17 protein-coding genes and 1 pseudogene are annotated in these 18,143 nt (G+C 56.8%); 7 read left to right on the top strand and 11 right to left on the bottom strand.

Annotation, left to right across the window (positions count from 1 at the left end; genetic code table 11):
• The 5 genes from APH30_RS18800 to APH30_RS18775 all read right to left on the bottom strand — a co-directional run.
• The coding region (locus APH30_RS18800; RefSeq protein WP_156326555.1) for an efflux RND transporter permease subunit at window positions 1-1,878 on the bottom strand (1,878 nt) is incomplete at its 3' end.
• Window positions 1,875-3,338: an efflux RND transporter periplasmic adaptor subunit gene (locus tag APH30_RS18795; RefSeq protein WP_044047188.1), complete on the bottom strand. Its 1,464-nt coding sequence runs from the start codon at window positions 3,336-3,338 to the stop codon at window positions 1,875-1,877. The genes APH30_RS18795 and APH30_RS18800, both read right to left, overlap by 4 nt.
• Window positions 3,335-4,585 carry a TolC family protein gene (locus tag APH30_RS18790; RefSeq protein ID WP_049798466.1) on the bottom strand — a complete coding sequence of 417 codons (1,251 nt, stop codon included), beginning with the start codon at window positions 4,583-4,585 and terminating at the stop codon, window positions 3,335-3,337. The genes APH30_RS18795 and APH30_RS18790 overlap by 4 nt, the downstream gene beginning before the upstream one ends.
• Before the next feature lie 470 nt (window positions 4,586-5,055).
• Window positions 5,056-6,462, bottom strand: a complete 1,407-nt coding sequence (locus tag APH30_RS18780) for a heavy metal sensor histidine kinase (RefSeq protein ID WP_047595906.1) — start codon at window positions 6,460-6,462, stop codon at window positions 5,056-5,058.
• The gene (locus APH30_RS18775) at window positions 6,462-7,139 is read right to left on the bottom strand and encodes a heavy metal response regulator transcription factor (protein WP_044047190.1); all 678 of its coding nucleotides are present in this window, start codon (window positions 7,137-7,139) and stop codon (window positions 6,462-6,464) included. Before APH30_RS18775 ends, APH30_RS18780 begins: the two co-directional genes overlap by 1 nt.
• A 165-nt stretch (window positions 7,140-7,304) precedes the next feature.
• On the opposite strand from APH30_RS18775, the gene APH30_RS18770 reads away from it, so the two are divergent.
• The 6 genes from APH30_RS18770 (at window position 7,305) to APH30_RS18745 (ending at window position 12,407) form a co-directional block, all read left to right on the top strand.
• A complete protein-coding gene (locus APH30_RS18770) occupies window positions 7,305-7,511 on the top strand; it encodes a co-regulatory protein PtrA N-terminal domain-containing protein (protein WP_013974890.1) in 207 nt (68 codons plus the stop codon).
• A gap of 181 nt (window positions 7,512-7,692) precedes the next feature.
• Entirely contained in the window at window positions 7,693-9,702 is a 2,010-nt protein-coding gene (locus APH30_RS18765; RefSeq protein ID WP_044047191.1) for a copper resistance system multicopper oxidase, read from the top strand.
• Window positions 9,703-9,716: 14 nt separating this feature from the next.
• On the top strand, window positions 9,717-10,064 hold the full coding sequence (locus APH30_RS18760) for a hypothetical protein (RefSeq protein WP_013974892.1): 348 nt from the start codon (window positions 9,717-9,719) through the stop codon (window positions 10,062-10,064).
• On the top strand, window positions 10,054-11,169 hold the full coding sequence (locus APH30_RS18755; RefSeq protein ID WP_044047193.1) for a copper resistance protein B: 1,116 nt from the start codon (window positions 10,054-10,056) through the stop codon (window positions 11,167-11,169). Before APH30_RS18760 ends, APH30_RS18755 begins: the two co-directional genes overlap by 11 nt.
• Before the next feature lie 10 nt (window positions 11,170-11,179).
• Entirely contained in the window at window positions 11,180-11,962 is a 783-nt protein-coding gene (locus APH30_RS18750; protein ID WP_013974894.1) for a cytochrome c, read from the top strand.
• Window positions 11,952-12,407: a DUF411 domain-containing protein gene (locus tag APH30_RS18745; RefSeq protein ID WP_044047194.1), complete on the top strand. Its 456-nt coding sequence runs from the start codon at window positions 11,952-11,954 to the stop codon at window positions 12,405-12,407. Before APH30_RS18750 ends, APH30_RS18745 begins: the two co-directional genes overlap by 11 nt.
• A 105-nt stretch (window positions 12,408-12,512) precedes the next feature.
• Here APH30_RS18745 and APH30_RS18740 read toward each other — a convergent pair whose 3' ends face one another.
• From APH30_RS18740 to APH30_RS18730, 3 genes are all read right to left on the bottom strand, one after another.
• On the bottom strand, window positions 12,513-12,701 hold the full coding sequence (locus APH30_RS18740; RefSeq protein WP_044047195.1) for an AbrB/MazE/SpoVT family DNA-binding domain-containing protein: 189 nt from the start codon (window positions 12,699-12,701) through the stop codon (window positions 12,513-12,515).
• Between the two features lie 137 nt (window positions 12,702-12,838).
• Window positions 12,839-13,171, bottom strand: a complete 333-nt coding sequence (locus APH30_RS18735; protein ID WP_044047196.1) for a DUF2790 domain-containing protein — start codon at window positions 13,169-13,171, stop codon at window positions 12,839-12,841.
• Between the two features lie 143 nt (window positions 13,172-13,314).
• Window positions 13,315-13,785, bottom strand: coding sequence for an antitoxin Xre/MbcA/ParS toxin-binding domain-containing protein (locus APH30_RS18730; RefSeq protein WP_044047197.1), 471 nt, complete (start codon window positions 13,783-13,785; stop codon window positions 13,315-13,317).
• Window positions 13,786-13,958: 173 nt separating this feature from the next.
• Here APH30_RS18730 and APH30_RS28845 point away from each other — a divergent pair, with 173 nt between their 5' ends.
• Window positions 13,959-14,882, top strand: coding sequence for a TniQ family protein (locus tag APH30_RS28845; protein ID WP_114167560.1), 924 nt, complete (start codon window positions 13,959-13,961; stop codon window positions 14,880-14,882).
• On the opposite strand, the gene APH30_RS18725 is transcribed toward APH30_RS28845, so the two are convergent.
• The 3 genes and pseudogenes from APH30_RS18725 to APH30_RS29325 all read right to left on the bottom strand — a co-directional run.
• Window positions 14,854-16,332, bottom strand: coding sequence for a TniQ family protein (locus tag APH30_RS18725; RefSeq protein WP_013974897.1), 1,479 nt, complete (start codon window positions 16,330-16,332; stop codon window positions 14,854-14,856). The genes APH30_RS28845 and APH30_RS18725 overlap by 29 nt on opposite strands.
• Window positions 16,333-16,356: 24 nt before the next feature.
• A complete protein-coding gene (locus tag APH30_RS18720) occupies window positions 16,357-17,805 on the bottom strand; it encodes an ATP-binding protein (RefSeq protein ID WP_013974898.1) in 1,449 nt (482 codons plus the stop codon).
• Window positions 17,802-18,143 (bottom strand): annotated as a pseudogene (locus APH30_RS29325) (transposase); the annotation flags it as partial. The pseudogene APH30_RS29325 and the gene APH30_RS18720, both read right to left, overlap by 4 nt.

Genomic DNA, 18,143 nt, shown 5'->3' with positions numbered 1-18,143 from the left:
GGTCTCGAACATCTCCAGCGGTGCCGGGTCGGTAGCTGACTCGGCGCGGCCGGCTTTACCAAAGACACTGGCCACTTCGGGAACAGTTCGAATCAGACGATCCGTTCGCTGCAACAGCTCTGAAGCTTTCTGCGCCGAGAGTCCAGGCAAGGCTGAAGGCATGTAGAGCAGATCACCTTCATCGAGCGGAGGAAGGAACTCGCCCCCAAGATGATTCAAGGGCCACAGACTGCTGAGCAGGATCACCAATGCTGCAGCGAGGGTAACCAGAGGCCGGCGCAGGACGACCTCCAATGCCGGACGGTATAGCCGGATGAGGCCCCGGTTGAGCGGGTTGCGCTGTTCCGCAGGCAGTGGCCCTCTGATCCAGTACCCCATCAGCACCGGTATCAGGGTCACCGATAGCGCAGCTGCCGCAGCCATTGCGTAGGTCTTGGTAAAGGCCAAGGGTGCAAAGAGGCGTCCTTCCTGGGCTTGCAGCGTGAACACCGGGATGAACGAAAGCGTGATGATCATGAGGCTGAAGAACAGTGCCGGCCCTACCTCGACGGCCGCCTCCGTCATTACCCTCCAATGCGCTTCTCCCCGCAAAGGTTGACCAGGATGCCGGATATGCCAGGCCTCAACACGTTTGTGGGCGTTCTCGATCATGACCACGGCAGCGTCCACCATTGCACCGATGGCAATAGCGATTCCGCCAAGGGACATGATGTTGGCGTTGATGCCCTGATGACGCATGACGATCAGCGCTATCAGGATTCCCACGGGCAGCGAAACGATAGCCACCAATGACGAGCGCAGGTGCCAGAGAAAGGCTGCGCATACCAACGCCACTACCAAGAACTCCTCGATCAGCTTGTGACTGAGGTTCTCCACGGCACGGTCGATCAACTGGCTGCGGTCGTAGACGGTGACAAGTTCCACCCCGGCTGGCAGGGCTTTCTTCAGGGTTTCGAGCTTAGCCTTGACGTCCGCGATGGCCTCACGAGCATTCTTCCCGCTGCGCAGGATCACCACACCTCCTACGGCTTCGCCGAGGCCGTCCAGTTCGCCTATGCCTCTGCGGGCTTCCGGACCTATCTGCACCGTAGCGACGTCGCCTAATGTCACCGGCACGCCCTTGGTAGCCAGTCGCAGGGGTATCGCTCTGAAATCATCCAGCGATCGCAGGTAGCCGGCCGCACGTACCATGAATTCCGCTTCGCCTTGCTCCAGTACACCGCCACCGGTCTCCTGGTTGGCCTTGCCTATAGCCTCCACCACCTCAGCCTGGGTGATACCGAGGCTGGCCATGCGCAGCGGATCGAGCACGACCTGATACTGCTTGACCATACCGCCGATGGTGGCCACTTCAGCGACATCCGGCAGCGTCTTGAGCTCATAGCGCAGGAACCAGTCCTGCAGGCTGCGCAGTTGCGACAGGTCATGGCCGCCGTTACGATCGACCAGCGCATATTGATAAATCCAGCCCACCCCGGTGGCGTCCGGGCCCAGTACCGGCTTGGCTGCGGCAGGTAATCGCGATTGCGCCTGGCTCAGGTACTCAAGAACCCGAGAGCGCGCCCAATACAGATCGGTGCCGTCCTCGAACAGCACATAGACGAAGCTGTCACCGAAGGCGGAGAAGCCGCGAACCGTTTTGGCCCCCGGAACCGAGAGCATGGTAGTGGTCAGCGGATAGGTCACCTGATTCTCAACGATCTGGGGAGCCTGGCCTGGGTAGGACGTGCGGATGATCACCTGCACGTCCGACAGGTCGGGCAAGGCGTCGATTGGTAGGCTACGCACCGAGACGAAGCCCCATGCCACCAGAAACAGCGTGGCGAGGAGCACCAGCACACGGTTGCCTACCGACCAGCGGATCAGTTTGGCAATCATGGTTGGCCCTCCAACACTTTGATCTGCTCAACGACCATGCCCTCGTCGCGTTCGCGTATGCCAAAGCGAATCTGCGCACCGATCTTGAGGCCATCAAGGAGAGACTGCTCAGCCACAGGGAAGGTCATGGTCATCCCTGGCATGCCCAGGGTGATGAAAGGACCGTGGGCAACGGTGAGCTGTGTGCCGTCTATCTGCACGACACGGCCATCCGCTTCATGCAGGGCTGGCCCCGCATTAGGCTGACTATCCTGCACCGTCGCCGCCTCGATGCCTTTCAAATTAGCGTCGGAGTCCAACAGGAATTGCCCGGACGCGACGATGCGCTGTCCTGCCTGAAGACCCTGCAACACCGCAACTTGGCCTTTGCTCTCCTGGCCCAACACGACTTCCACCGGCCGGAAGCGACCACCGTCTTCAGCCAGCATCACCAGGTCTCGCTTGCCGGTGCGGATGACCGCCTCGGCAGGCACCAAGAGGCTTTGCTTGGCAGACTCGCCGGGATGGAGAGCCACTTGAGCGGTCATCCCAGGACGAAGCCGCCCATCTCGGTTGGGCAACTCGATACGCAGGCGCAACGTGCGGCTCTGCAAATCGGCATCGGCCAATAGCGCAGTCAACTTGCCCGGTATGGGATCGCCTGGGAACGCTGGCAATTGCGCCTGCACAGGCTGGCCTTCGCGAAGGCCTTGAGCCTGGGCTTCCGGCACAGCCGCTTCCAGCCAGACGTTGGCCACTCCATTGATCCTTGCTAAGGTAGCGCCCGGCGTCAGCGTCATGCCGGGTCGCAGATCGAGAACCTGGATTACACCGGCAGTGGGTGCGGAGAGTGTGACCGAGAGCTGCACCTTCCCAGTGCTCGCGACCCGGTTGATCAGGTCGGCCGGCATGCCGGCGAGCACGAGCCGCTGTCGTGCCGCCGCCGTCAGCTGAGCGTCGCCAGAATGCCGCAACGCCAGGTATTCCTCCTGCAAACCAGCCCACTCCGGGGTCAGCACATCGGCTAGAGGAGCCCCTTTGGCAACGATGTCCCCCGTCGCTCGACCATAGACGCGTTCGACGTAACCGCCAGTACGGGCCTGCAACACGCTGAAGTCGCGTTCGTCGAACGTCAGAACGCCGCTCACACTTAGGGTCCGTTCTAGCCGGCCAGCCGTCACCGTTGCCAATCGAATCCCAAGGTTTTGCTGGAGCCCAGCCGAGACCTGAACCGCAGGCTGCTCCTCGCCAGCCGTGTCATCCGAATACTTGGGCACGAGCGGCATGTCCATGAACGGCGATTTTCCGGGCGCCGGGAAGTGCTGCTGGGGATACATCGGGTCGTACCAGTACAGCGCTTTTTTTTCCTGACCTAAGGGCTGCGATGGCGAATACGCACCTCTCCCACCTAGCCAGAAGCCAGCGCCTATTCCAATAGCAAGGGCAGCAGCCACGACGAAACCAATCGACCTATTCCTCATGCCCGCACCTCTCCATAAACGAAATGCAGACGCGCTGCTGTTGCCGCCAACTGTCCTTGCAGGTCCACATCCTGTAGTAGTGCCTCCACACGCTGCCGGCGTGCCGACAGCACTTCACTCAACGGCGACTTACCGGCGCGGTAATCCGCCAGAGCGAGGCGTACCCGGTCCTCGGCCAGGGGCAAAAGTGTTTCGCGACTGCGCCGCACTGCCCGTTGCAAGCGTTGGTACTCGACAAGGTCTGTTTCAAGCTGGGCTTGATGCTCGCGCAGGGCAGCGTCCTGCTCATCTTCCAATTGGCGAACTTGTGCGCGTCGTGCCGCAATCATCGGGTCTTGCCGTGAGCTGGTAAACAATGGCAATTGGAAGCTGACTTGCAGGCTGACCATGTTGCTGAAGTCCGGACCACGGCGCTGATAATCCACTCCCCAGGACCAATCCGATTTCTTTTCCGCCTGAGCCTGGTGTACCTGGGCTTGAGCCTCGCGTGTCATGGCGTTGTAGGTATTGAGCTCCGGATGGGCATGGACGGAGTGCAAGTATTCAGCTGCGTCTACAGGCCAGACAGGGAAGGTCGGCGCGCCTACTTCGGCGTCCTGCCCAATCCAGCGCTTCAGCGCGGCTCGCGCCTGAGCTGACTGACTCAATAGAACGTCTTTCTGCTCGTCCAACTGCGCGGCTTCTTGCTTGGGAGCCAGCGTATCGGCGCTGGAGCCTGCGCCTCCGGCCAGGCGGGCCCGCACCGTGGAAGCCAGCAGCTGGTTTTCTTTGTAGAAGGCGTCGAACTGTTCAAGCTTTCGCTGCACGGTGTACGCAGTAACCCAAGCCTGTGCGGTTGCCGCCCTAACCTTCAAGCGTTCGAAGATCGCCTCGGCATCGGCTCGCTCGACCGTGGCCTGCGCTGTCTCTATGCGAGCTTTGCGTTTGTCCCGGTTCGGTACTTCTTGGGACAGGCCAACCACCTGCATGGTCATGAAGTCTCTGTTCATGCTCCAGCGATCGGTGCCTTCAATCGGCAGGTTTTGTACCCCGAGATTCAGGCGCGGATCGGGTAGTTCGCCCGCTGGAATGACTGCGCTGCGCGCAGCTGATGCCTGCTCCTGGCGGGCCTGTAGAGAGGGAGCGTTACGTTCAGCCAGTTGCAGCGCCTCATCCAGCGACAGCGTTGCAGCCTGTGCCGAGACAGCCGGCAGCAGTATGAACAGGACGGCCGTGGTTATCCGTCCCTGAAAACGTTGGGGAGTCATGAAAATGATTCCTCGAAAGATCAGCGCCCAGGCGCGTGCCATCGCCCCGCTGCTAGGCGGAACGACGGTGTGAAATTAAGAGGGAATCAGACGCGGGGAGGACGCCACGGATCGGGGGGAGAACCTGTCGCTATGCCTACAGCGTAGGTATCGGCAGGTCGTGGCTTGGCGAAAGTCAGCCCAGGCGTCAGGAAGCTAATCTGTACGGTACTGGCAGTCCTGCACTCCTGGCCGACCTTGCAGGATTTGGCATGGTCGCCAGTCTTACCCAGGTCTTGGTCCTGGCAGCAGTCATGGTCCATGCCCGCCATCATTTCCATGCCCATCGCCTGCATTGGGCAAGGTTCAGTCGCCGAATCGATGCCCGCCATCCCGTTAAGCGGAAGCGCCACGATTAGCATCAGGAGGGTGAGTAGTCGAATGAGCCGATTCATGATGGGCGAGTATAGGTTACCGGGATGAGTTCAGCATTAAGGGGTTGGGGCTGCACTAACCAACCGCTTGGAGGCTGGGAGACTGATGAAGAATGTTGTGACACCCTCCGCTGATGTACACCAGATTCGTCCGCTATGAGCCTCGATGATAGAGCGGGTTATCGACAGCCCCAGGCCTGCATTGCTTGGGCCGCCTTCGCGTCTGGCTGGATCGGCTCGATAGAATCGGTCGAAGATCTTGCCAATGTGCTGGGGATCGATGGTTACCCCGCTGTTACGCACGGAAAGCGTCACGCTTTCAGGCGTCTGCTCGATCTGCACTGATATCTCGTTGCCTTCCGGGGTGTAGCGCAACGCGTTGGATAGAAGGTTGGAAAGCGCTCGGTCAATCATCAGGCGATCGCCACGAACCTTACCCTGCCCGTGTAGGGTCAGTTGGATGCCTTGATCCTCAGCCAGGAATTGGTAGTACTCGAACAGCTTTGATACGAGTTCGGAGAGCTCCACATCGATCTGCTCGGGCACGATCAGACCGTTATCCGCCTTGGCCAGGAACAGCATGTCGTCGATCATGCGCGACATGCGCTTGAGGTCTTCCAGGTTCGAATAGAGGTTTTCTTCATAGGCATCCAGGTCACGCTTCTTGGTGAGCACCACTTCGGTATGGGTCAGAAGGTTGCTGACTGGCGTTCTCAATTCGTGAGCGATATCGGCAGAGAAGTTGGACAACCGAACGAATGCATCCTCCAACCGTCCCAGCATCCCGTTGAAAGACAGGATGAGCTCCTGAAGCTCTAGCGGTACGGGCTCCAGCGGAATGCGTTCGCGAAGTGATCTTGCCGACATCCCGGTGGCCACTTTGGTGATTTGCCCAACAGGCCGAAGCCCGCTTTTGGCCACGACCCAGCCCAAGCCTGCGCTCACAATCGCGCTGATCACCAGACCAATTCCGAACCACCATTGCAGGGTGACAAAGAAATGGGCGTGAGTGGTGACATCGAGCATCAGCACGGCCGTCACCGGTTCCGGCTCGCCTGCAATGGTCAGCTGGGCGGTAATGCCGCGGAAGTTCTGCGCTTTATCCTGCCACTCCCAGACCGCACCCCGATGCGCCTGCTCGAACCGCTGAGGAATCTGGGAGGCTTTGGGGTCTGAAAACAGGACCGTTCCGTCAGCCTTGGTGATTTTCGCCGACAGATCCTGATGTGCGCCGAGCAATGCCCGCAGCTGCTGCTCCTGATCGTCGAGCCCGCCTCGCGCTGCTGAGATGGAAAGGATATGACGCGTTGACTCCAGCTTTTCAGAAAGCGCCTGCTCATCCAGCATCCGGAAATGGTGCTGGCTGAGCCCGTAGAAAGCGACGCCGGCAACCACCAGGACAGCAGTCACCGCGAACATGAACATCAGGGTCAGCCGCTTGACGAGCGATGATTGCGGGCGCATCACTCGGGCACATCCATCATGTAGCCCATGCCTCGGGCGGTATGGATTAGCTTTGGCGCGAAGTCGTCATCAATCTTGGCCCGCAGTCGGCGAATCGCGACCTCGATCACGTTGGTGTCACTGTCGAAATTCATGTCCCACACCTGAGAAGCGATCAGCGATTTGGGAAGCACCTCGCCGCGTCGGCGCATGAGCAGCTCCAACAGGGAAAACTCCTTGGCAGTAAGGTCGATCCGCTTGCCGTTTCGCGTAGCTCGACGCTTGAGCAGGTCCACCTCAAGGTCTGCCATCTTCATAGTGGTTTGAGCAGAACCACCGTTGCCTCTGCGCAGCAACGTACGAACTCGAGCCAGCAGCTCCGAGAACGCAAAGGGCTTCACCAGGTAATCATCAGCGCCCAGTTCCAAACCTTTCACGCGGTCGTCTACGCCGTCTCGGGCCGTCAAGAAAAGGACCGGCACATCCTGACCCGCCGCACGGATCTTGCGCAGGACATCCCAGCCATCGAGCCCCGGCATCATCACGTCGAGGATCAGCAAGTCATACGCTTCGCTCTGTGCCTGTTGCAGGGCGTCAGTGCCTGTCATCACCCGGTCAACGGTGAAGCCAGCTTCTGTTAGACCTTGCTGGAGGTAGACACCGGTTTTCGGCTCATCTTCGGCCACGAGTAATTTCATCTGCTCTCATCCACGCGGGGTGCATTTCCAGTTTGCGGGAAAAAAGAAGCCCAACCAGAAGCTGACGGAAAAGTAATGTCGAGATCAGTTTTCTGACAGCACCGCGAGGCTAACTTGACCCTGTACCTGACGCCATGAGGCGCAGAACCCACTGAGGATCTCCAGATGAACATGGTCAAAGCAATTGTGATGGTCGTTACCTTCGGCATGGCAGGCATTGCCCTGGCAGAGGGCGGCGCGGACCGGACCTTTGCACGGATGGAAGCGGCTCTCCAAAGCTCCATGCAGGCCTCCCAGGTTGCGCAGGGGAAGAAAGAGCAGGCGCCATTCGCCGCCCAGTCCAGCAAGCACGCGGGCCACGAAAGCTGCTGATCCTAGCTTACAGAAAAGTAATCATCCCGGAATCTGAACTATGGCTGTTTCAGAGTACGGCCTCTCATCAGCCTCGCGTAGTGGCGAAAGTCTACGAGACTGGTGAGAGCTCCAATGAACCCAAGGGCTGCACCATCTAGCAGCCTGGATATCAGCGATCTACCTGACTGGACGCAACGGCATGCAAAGCAAAACCACGAGACGATCTTTCGTCAAAGGCCTGGCCGCTACCGGACTTCTGGGTGGGCTCGGCATGTGGCGCGCGCCGGTCTGGGCCGTGACCAGCCCTGGCCAACCGAACGTGCTCAGCGGCACGGACTTCGATCTGTATATCGGCGAACTGCCCGTCAACATCACGGGTGCAGCTCGTACGGCCATGGCCATCAACGGCTCCGTGCCAGGGCCGATCCTGCGATGGCGCGAAGGCGACACCGTGACGCTGCGCGTACGCAACCGGCTGAAACAGGACACCTCCATTCACTGGCACGGCATCATCCTGCCCGCCAACATGGACGGTGTGCCGGGCTTGAGCTTCCACGGCATCGCTCCCGATGGCATGTACGAATACAAGTTCAAGGTCCACCAGAACGGCACTTACTGGTATCACAGCCACTCAGGCCTCCAGGAACAGTCCGGGGTCTATGGGGCGTTGGTGATCGATGCCAAGGATCCGGAGCCGTTTGTGTACGACCGTGATTACGTCGTCATGCTCAGCGATTGGACGGATGAAGACCCGGCGCGGGTGCTCTCCAAACTCAAGAAGCAATCTGACTACTACAACTTCCACAAGCGCACTGTAAGCGACTTCGTTGACGATGTGAGCGAGAAAGGCTGGTCGGCCGCTGTAGCGGATCGGAAGATGTGGGCTGAAATGAAGATGAGCCCCACCGACCTCGCTGACGTGAGCGGGTATACCTACACCTACCTCATGAACGGCCAGGCTCCGAACGGCAACTGGACGGGACTCTTCAAGCCCGGCGAGAAGATCCGCCTGCGCTTTATCAACGGCTCGGCCATGACCTATTTCGATGTCCGGATTCCTGGGCTCAAGATGACGGTTGTGGCTGCTGACGGCCAGTACGTCAAACCCGTATCGGTCGATGAGTTCCGGATCGCCGTTGCCGAAACCTACGATGTCATCGTCGAACCTGAAAACGAGCAGGCCTATACGATCTTCGCGCAATCCATGGACCGTACCGGGTACTCCCGAGGCACCCTGGCAGTTCGTGAAGACTTGCAAGCGCCCGTACCGGAGGTAGATCCACGCCCGATCATCGCCATGAGCGATATGGGCATGGACCACGGCAGCATGGGCGGAATGGATCACGGCGGCATGGCTGGCATGGACCAAGGGAACATGGCCGGCATGGATCACAGCAAGATGGCTGGGATGGACCATGGCAGCATGGCCGGCATGGACCACAGCAAGATGGCTGGAATGGATCACGGCAACATGGCCGGCATGGACCACAGCAAGATGGCTGGAATGGACCATGGCAACATGGCCGGCATGGACCACAGCAAGATGGCTGGAATGGACCATGGCAGCACGGCCGGCATGGACCACAGCAAGATGGCTGGAATGGACCACGGCAACATGGCCGGCATGGATCACAGCAAGATGGCTGGGATGGGTCATGAGGGCATGGCCGGCATGAGCGGTGCAATGCAGAGCCATCCGACTTCCGAGACCAACAACCCGTTGGTCGATATGCAGACCATGTCGCCGACCCCGAAGCTGAACGATCCGGGAATTGGCCTGCGCAACAACGGGCGCCGAGTGCTGACCTACGCCGATTTGCGGAGCACCTTCATCGATCCCGATGGTCGAGAGCCTGGACGCACAATCGAACTGCACCTTACCGGCCAAATGGAGAAGTTCGCATGGTCGTTCGACGGTATCAAATTCTCCGACGCTGAACCGCTGCGGTTGAAATATGGCGAGCGTCTTCGCATCACCTTGGTCAACGACACCATGATGACTCACCCCATCCATCTCCACGGTATGTGGAGTGATCTGGAGGACGAGAACGGCAACTTCATGGTTCGCAAGCACACCATCGACATGCCACCTGGCTCAAAACGAAGCTATCGCGTCACCGCAGATGCCTTGGGACGTTGGGCCTATCACTGTCACCTACTGTTCCACATGGAAATGGGCATGTTCCGAGAAGTCCGTGTGGACGAATGAACTGGAGATTTGAGATGAGCAAACCAATGAAACGAAGCGCCTTTTTCCTCTCTGCTGCGATGGTCGGCATGTTGGCTGTTTATGCCCCGTCGTCGTGGTCTAGCGACAACCACGATCAGCATTCCCAGAAATCCACCGAGGCCGGTAAAGCCAAAGGTTCGCAGGACAAGCAGGGCCAGGGCATGAACCATGAAGGCATGGACCATGGGTCCATGGAAGGTATGGACCACGGCTCGATGAAGGGGATGGACCATGGCTCGATGAAGGGGATGGACCATGGCTCGATGGAAGGCATGGACCACGACAAAATGATGGAATCGCATGGCAGCGACAAAGCTAAGGCAGGGAAAGATGGTCAATAGCCTTGGGCGGCCTTCGCTGCTGGCCCTGACTGTTTCAATCGGCATGCTGGGCGTAACGCCCAGCTTCGCCGCTGAAGAAATGGATCACTCGGGCATGGATCATTCGAAAATGGGGCACGGTTCCATGCAAATGGATGCTGCTCCGTCCGAATCGATGCCGGCGATGGATCACAGCAAGATGGGGATGAGCAAACAGCAGAAACAGCCTGCCCCTGTTGATCACAGCCAGATGGGGCATGCTCAAAGCCAGAGCAAATCCAGCCCGGTGGACCATAGCAAGATGGACCACAGCAAAATGGGCCATGGAAACATGAAGGGCATGGATCACGGTTCGATGAAGGGCATGGACCATTCCCAGATGAATCCTGGTTCAGCGACTTCTCCGACCACAACGAGCCGCACGCCGATTCCAGTGCTCACTGATGCCGACCGCGAGGCAGCCTTTCCGCCTTTGGGTGGCCACCAGGTGCACGACAGCGGAATCAACAGCTTCTTTCTGTTGGACCAGCTCGAATACCAGGACGCCGATGAGGGCAGCACCCTGGCTTGGGATGCATCTGGCTGGGTAGGTAGCGACATCAATCGACTCTGGGTTCGGTCGGAAGGCGAGCGCACCAACGGGGTAACCGAAGATGCTGAGCTGCAACTGCTATACGGGCGCTCGGTCAGTCCTTGGTGGGACGTGGTCGCCGGGGTCCGTCAGGATTTCAAACCGGAATCACCGCAGACCTGGGCAGCCTTTGGTATTCAGGGCATGGCCTTGTATGACTTCGAGGCCGAAGCTACGGCGTTCATCGGCGAAAACGGCCAGACTGCTGCGCGTCTTGAAGGCGAATACGACATCCTGCTGACCAATCGCTTGATTTTGCAGCCCACGGCTGAGGCGAACTTCTATGGCAAGAACGATCCTGAGCGCGGTGTTGGATCGGGTCTGGCCAATACCGAAGTCGGGCTGCGTCTACGGTATGAAATCGTCCGCCAGTTTGCCCCGTACATAGGCGTTACCTGGAGCCGCTCCTACGGCAACACCGCTGACTTCATCCGAGACGAGGGTGGAGATGTTGATGAGGCACGCTTCGTTGCCGGTATCAGGATGTGGTTCTGAGAATTCCAACATGAAAAGAACAATTACAACGCTGCTTGTGGCCGGTGCTGTCGGAAGTGCTGCGGTATTGGGCACCGCGTATTTCGGCTTGGTGAATGTCGGCGCCGATGATCCTCACTTCCCGGCTGTCCATTCGTTTCTCGCCATGGCTCGCGACCGGTCGATTGAGGTTCGAGCGCGAGACATTGAAGTGCCTGACCTGAAGAACGCTGCGTTGATCAAGGCAGGCGCAGGCAACTACAACGCCATGTGCATTGGGTGCCACCTCGCCCCTGGCGTTGGAAAGACAGAACTCAGCCAAGCGCTATACCCGTCGCCACCTGACCTCACCAAGGTGGGTGTCGGAGACGATCCGGCTGCCGCATTCTGGACGATCAAGCACGGCATCAAAGCCACCGGCATGCCCGCCTGGGGCAAGAGCATGGGTGATGAGTACATCTGGGGAATAGTCGCGTTCCTTGACCAACTGCCCCAAATGAATTCTGAGCAGTACAAGGCGTTGGTGGCCACGAGCGGCGGCCATCAGCACGGCGGCGGTGAAAGCGATATGCATAATCATGAGGGCCAGCACGGCGGGAGCGGTCATGCCGAGCGTGGCGATCACGACGAAGCGGCAGATGACGACCATGCTCAGACAGCTCACGACCATGGAGCTGCACCCGCAGGCGCCGCCCAAGCGGCAGATCATCACGGTGACCACAATGCGGCCGAAGCCCATTCGGACGCCCACCCGAAATCGTCGACAAAGACGCATGTTCACAAAGACGGTAAGGAGCACACTCATGCCAACTAACCGGATACTCGTTCGGCTAGCCGCAATCGCTGGGCTGCTGGTGGCCTCGGCGGCCTACGCCGCAGAGTCATTGTCCATCGACGTTCACCGAGATGCGAACTGCGGTTGCTGCAAGAAGTGGATCGCGCACCTGGAAGCCAATGGTTTCAAAGTGACCGACCATGTTGAGACGGACATGAGCGCAGTGAAACAGAAGCTGGGCGTAGCGCCACGGTTAGCCTCCTGCCACACAGCCGTGATTGACGGAAAGTTTGTTGAAGGTCACGTGCCAGCTGAGCAGATTCGAGAACTCAAGGAGCGGAACGATCTGGTAGGGATCGCCGTGCCAGGAATGCCAGCTGGATCCCCAGGCATGGAGGTTGATGGTGTAAGCCATGCCTACCAGGTTATTGGTTTGACCAAAAGCGGCGAGGACCAAGTAGTCGCCAACTATCCAGCCAAATAACCCACCGACCAGAAGGACGGCAGTAGGCTGACTGCCGTCCCATAAATCCCCGCTAGAAAGTTTCATCAGCTCAACACGACGACACAGAGGGCCTGCAAAGCGTAGCTAATCAGATTCACGGCGCTCGCGGACTGGCTTGAGTACGATATCGCCGTTGATAAGCTCGATGGAGAGTCTGTCGCCCGTCGTGACCCCGAGCTCGCTCAGAATGTCGTCGGGTAGTTCCACAATCACATCGCCGGAGCCGTCGCCGGGATCAAGGCACTTGACCGTGGTGCGCGCTGATTGAGTCATTGGGCTGTCCTGCCTGAGCTACCAATTCTCATCGTACTCCACCAGTCATGAAAGCCGGTAACCAGGCGATCAATCGCCGGAATTGACGCTTCAACCCGGCTTTTTATCAGCGTAAGTCCTGCCCGCTCGATCAGTGCTCAGTTCTGGCCCCGGCAACCGATACCAGCGGTCCGGTACTCAAGGATTTTCAGGTCTCCATTGGAATCCTCGTAGTTCATCTGTGCTGGCATCACGTCACAGCTCGCCTTGGTCGATGTCATGCTGATTACTCTCGCCACGTCGAGCCGCATCCCGTAGCGATAATGGATCACCTCCGGTGGCTTCATATCATTGACGGCCGCATAAGCTCGCATAGCTTGCTCATTGGCCTGAATCATCTTCCCGTATAGACGGTCGGATCCTCCTTCGGCGAGCGCGGTTGAGGAGGCCACTATGGCCAGGATGGCCGCGATGCTTTTGATGACTTTCATTTCAATCACTCCAATAGACGTGACTGAAGATTAGGATTTTGTCGCTGTCAATTGAGTGATACGGGGATTACAAGGTTGTAAGTCCGGCTTGCAGATGGAGGTAGCGTTGCGTCTACACGGCATACCAATTCCCCTCAGGCACACTACTGATAGACACCCAGGCGAAGACGCTCAAGATAGTCCGCTACCACGCTGAATCCGAGCGACGTGTCGAGCATCTCGAAGGGTACAAACCCCATCAAACGGCCGCACGGCCGACAAAGCCACTGCTCCGCGAGCATCTGAGAGCCAAATACCTTCGACGCAAGCTCCAGTCCTTTCGCATATTGAAACGCCACCGCGCTCTGCTGGGCATCCAGGCGATGGGCCTGAACGGAATGGCTCAGACGGTGAACGCTTCTGGTCGATATTCCTGTGATTCGCCTGACGAGGTTACGAGCCTTGAATAGGCTTGAGGACTCGACCATGCATTTCACGTCGCTGAAAAAAAATCCTGTTTGGACAAGACGCAGGAGCTCCAGCTGGCTCAACTCATCAAGGTCGGTATGAACCAAGTGGAACGTTGGTGCAAAAGCCTGCGATTCAACAGGTGGGGGCGTGCTTGTAGGATTCATTGCATCGACCTCCTCTTGTGCGTTGGCTGTCAGACTAGATCGAATTTGATTCCCAAGCACGCCCGACGCCCTTTAACCTTCACACCTTAGCCCAAAACGATCACTAATGTGTATGCAGTACCGGTGTCTTCTAACTAAAATGCCATACCACTCGTCTTCCAGAACATCATTGCATGAAAATTTTCACACCATTACCTGGAGAATATATCGCATCTGCGCTTAAGCGCGGCAATGAGCTCCTAGGCATTAAATCGTTGAAAACTGAAGATTTCTATATAAAAGCGAAACCTCGTATTGGGTTCGGAATTAATAAGACTTTGGGGAAGTTGCAAACAGAGTGGCGGCCGCATCAAGAATTCTATTACCCAAAGCTGCTAGACGAGCACAAGATTTCGGACCTAGCCTTAAGCGATCACACTTTGTATCCTATGATAGCTGCCCTCGGGCGTCATCGAGCGACCGCAATCGTCACACCGAAAACTTGGGAAAAGGTTTGTCCAGATTGTGTTCGCGAAGACTTGGATAATTGCGGAAGCCCCTATATTCATCGCAGGCACGTATTGGGTTCCGTACAGGTGTGCAGTACTCATGCCTGCGCTCTAATCGAGACATGTCCGACCTGCTCAATACCAATGAAAAAGCACGAGATTAATCACCTAGCCAAGTGCAGCAAGCTTAACACATGGTCAAAACGTCAAAAGCGAGAATTCGGATCAAACCGTCATATGTATGCCAAATTTGTCGCAGACCTTTTGGACTATAGCGGCCCTATGATCAAGGATGGAATGGCAGACTTTGTCGCATATGCAAGCCTCATGATAAATCGAACTAGCGCATTCGAAAAAACCCAGCTGAATATTTCCAAACTGATCAACGAAGAAATGGGCATAACTTCGAGACTCACCCATGTCAGTATCTCTACCAGCGACAAATATCCTATCTATGTGTTTCTTGGATGCCACACCGCTGAAAATTATTTCAACTTGCTAAATAATAAGGATGAGCAAGACGTGCTGCGGGAGAAGAAAACAGTCATATTCAATAAACTTTTGCACGAAGCCATGAAAACTAATCCATATCGTCACGTATCTGCGTAAAGACTTCATCTTCGGATACGCGAGATATTCTTATTCCTGCATAACGGTATAAAACACTCATCGCACAGTTTTCAGTCAGCGAGTATTCTCGAATTGCCCACCGGATTTTACGTAGCTGATGGTCATGAGTAGACTCAAGTAAACCCGCCATCAACCTAGTGCTCATCGGAAAGTGGTCCGGCATCTTGAGGAAAGCATGAGCGTTTAGGACACGCCTACATAGAGCAGCGCGGGTGACCTGCTGAGGCTTTCCGTCTACAGAAAGAATCATCGTCTTCGCTTTAGCGAGCTCCAACGCAAGGGCCGAGTCCCTGGATTGCCAATCGATCAAAATTCTTCGGTCTCTGTGGTAGGGGTTCCCAGCAACATAACGGGCCAACCATTCCCTGTCGTGGCGGTACAACCACTGATAGCCCGGCTTGTCATGACATTTGAGATTCGTACTCTTCGCAAACGCTATTCGCCGGGCGTGAAGGTCATCGTCAGGGATGAGGTTATTCGGTTCATCAGGCCGGACCACAATACCAGCGCGATTAACGTCCTCTAGACGGTAGGTCTTCAGGTGCTCCAGCTCTAGATCAAGGAGCCAGCAGAGAAAATAGAACTTGAAAGGCTGCACGGTTCGACCTTGTCGCCGCAATATCTGAAAGACCCACTCAGCGGATCGAACCATTTCTTCGAATTCGGCGGCGCTAGGACTGCACCGAAGTCGCCTGGTTAAAAAATCTCTCAGCATCTGCTCTCTAATTCGTCCAGACCTGATAAAACCCATCTCGTCCAAACGGTTCCTGAGCAAATTTCCAGCCAGAATCGTTTTCATCTCATTGGGATGGTCTAGCCCCCACAGCTGCATGTGGGCAATGGCAACGGCCCCGCTGTGGTCACCACAGTCCATAACCGGCGTTCCAGCAGATTCCCCCGGAAGCAACATACAACGCCAATCTGACCATCCGGGGAATCTAATCGCCTGTAGTACTTCGCTGTGGCGTGGACAAATGCAAGTGCCCGATGCTTGGTGAATACGATGCCAATAAGCTGAGCCGCACTCCAGAATGTCCTCTCTGACGCAGCTCTCGCAATACCTAAACGAGGCGTGTTGGAGGAAACGCGATGCTGTAATGCCCAAGGCCATCTTGAGGCCTGTACCTCGATTACCTCCCATTAGAACGGCAGCATCGCGGCCCTTCTCGTCGTCCAAAAAAGGCAGAAAAAGCGGTAAAAGCGTGAAGCGCTCGATCAGCTCTCCTACAGAGAAGGCGCCTCTGAGACGTTCAGACAGAGCCTCTAAGCAGCACGGCAGGATGGAACCGCAGGTACGCGAGTAGCTACCGAACAGCTCTTGGCTGGTCGCTCGGTATCCCTGATTCGCTGCTAGCTTGTGATAGCGCACGGCCAGGCTATAGAGCGACTCATCCGGAAACGGCTGGGGGAAGAACAGAAGGTTAGCCACTGCCCTGAGCTCCCCTGCGTCAAATTACCAGGAAGAATCCCTATCCACCCAGCCGCGCTGTTCGAGCTGAGCCTGAAGGTCTTCGTCCTTCGAAAAATGCACGTTAGTTAACGCGCCGTCAGCAACCGGTACGACCGTACGACTCGGAGCCTTCGGCACCGATTTTTCCTTTGCTAGAGGTGAAGGTGCTATTGCGGTCTGTGTAAGTAGCGAAAGATGAGCCCGGTCCGCCCGGCGAGCCAAGTCGTAGCTCATCATCTGAGCGATTTGGTCTTTTGTAGGCATCATGTCCTCGAAATCAGCAATCTGAAGAGGATCACCGCTTCGAAGGGCCTCGATGGGCTTGTGCAAAAGCCTCATTTGATTGTCATACACCTGCTGAAGCACGGCTGGCGTAATGGCGTCGATTCCTTCCCAAATAACATGACGCTGCGCAAGCATAAGCAGTTTCGCTAGGAAATCTGTATTGCCCTGGGTGAGATCATAGATCTTGGACAGGAGGTCACTCGTCAGGGGAGCGCAAGATTCCGTCCAGTCATAGGCCCAGAGTTGGGACACCAAGTGATGCCAAAACGGATCGTCTTCGCTGAAACGGTCAAAGGCGATTGGTCCCATCCCCGCCGCTCTTCGGGCATTACGCAACACACCAGAAAAAAGCGGAAGCATTGCGTTGGTCCCTACATAGACAAGCGGAACGCCCGCATCATTGGATAAAGTTACGAAGAAATTCAGTAACTTTTCCCGATCCTGCCCCCCTCGCGACGAGCAAAGATGCTGCATTTCATCAATTATCAAAGCACCGATAAAAAAGGTTTTGCACAGCTGACTGATGTGCTGGAGCATTACGCTGATGCTGTTGGCGGCACCGCCCCTGCGAGAGTATTTTTCGACACCTAACGCAGCGTCCAGTGCAGAGAAGAATGCTGCGCAAAAACCGCGCAACGAGCCATCGTGAGGGCACTCAATCTTTAGCCACACAACCTGGGTTTCGATGAGAATCGCGTCTTTATATCTGCTGTGACTGATCACCTGCGGATAAAGCCTTGCTATGGAATTAAGCGCTGTGGTCTTGCCCATACCACTCAAGCCAATCAGGGTCATCGTCTCAGCGGTGGACATGAATCCATGGCGCTTGGCATCTGCTGAGGAAGGCAATCGATGCCTAACAGATGAGGCCAACAGCGGATTGCGGCCCGAATAGCCGTAGCGGATCAGCTGGCTGAATAGGTCTTCGAGGCGCAAGTGGATTTCGAATGGAACCACAACATCTTTGAGCCGGTTGATCCCATGGCCGCGAAGCTTCGGTGGCAACGCTCGTTCGGCCTCGTCGGGCTTCGGCGGAAGGTTCCCAACACGCCTCACCACATCAACATCCGAGAGAATTCTAGGCAAGCATTCAATCAGCGGGTTGCCATCATATTGAGGCATGCCTGTAGGAATATATTCTGCGGGGGAGAAGGTCAAATCGTTCATGTCTCTGTCTCGCTACCCTCGCTGACTACCAGTTTCAGAAACGCCGCGCTTCTTGTGGAACTGGGCCTGCCGGTGACTGGCCTAGAATTTTCTCCCGCAAGGGGCGTGTGATCCACAACGCGTAGCTGATTCAGATCAGCGGTATGGGAATCGCGCTCGGTCTGAGCTTCGGTCGCACGCTTGGCACGTTTGTCCCGCTTGAAATCTGCATTCGATTTCGGGTCACCCTGTGCGGCACGTTTGGCTTTGGCCCGGTCAAGGATTTCCTCTTGCCGCCCCCTTACCAGCGCCGCAGTATTGTCACTGTCATAACGGGCATCCGGCGATACTTGGTTCAA

The sequence above is a fragment of the Pseudomonas sp. NBRC 111127 genome (assembly GCF_001320345.1).
Taxonomy (GTDB): Bacteria; Pseudomonadota; Gammaproteobacteria; order Pseudomonadales; family Pseudomonadaceae; genus Aquipseudomonas; species Aquipseudomonas juntendi.
This window is presented reverse-complemented; position numbering and strand designations above follow the sequence as displayed.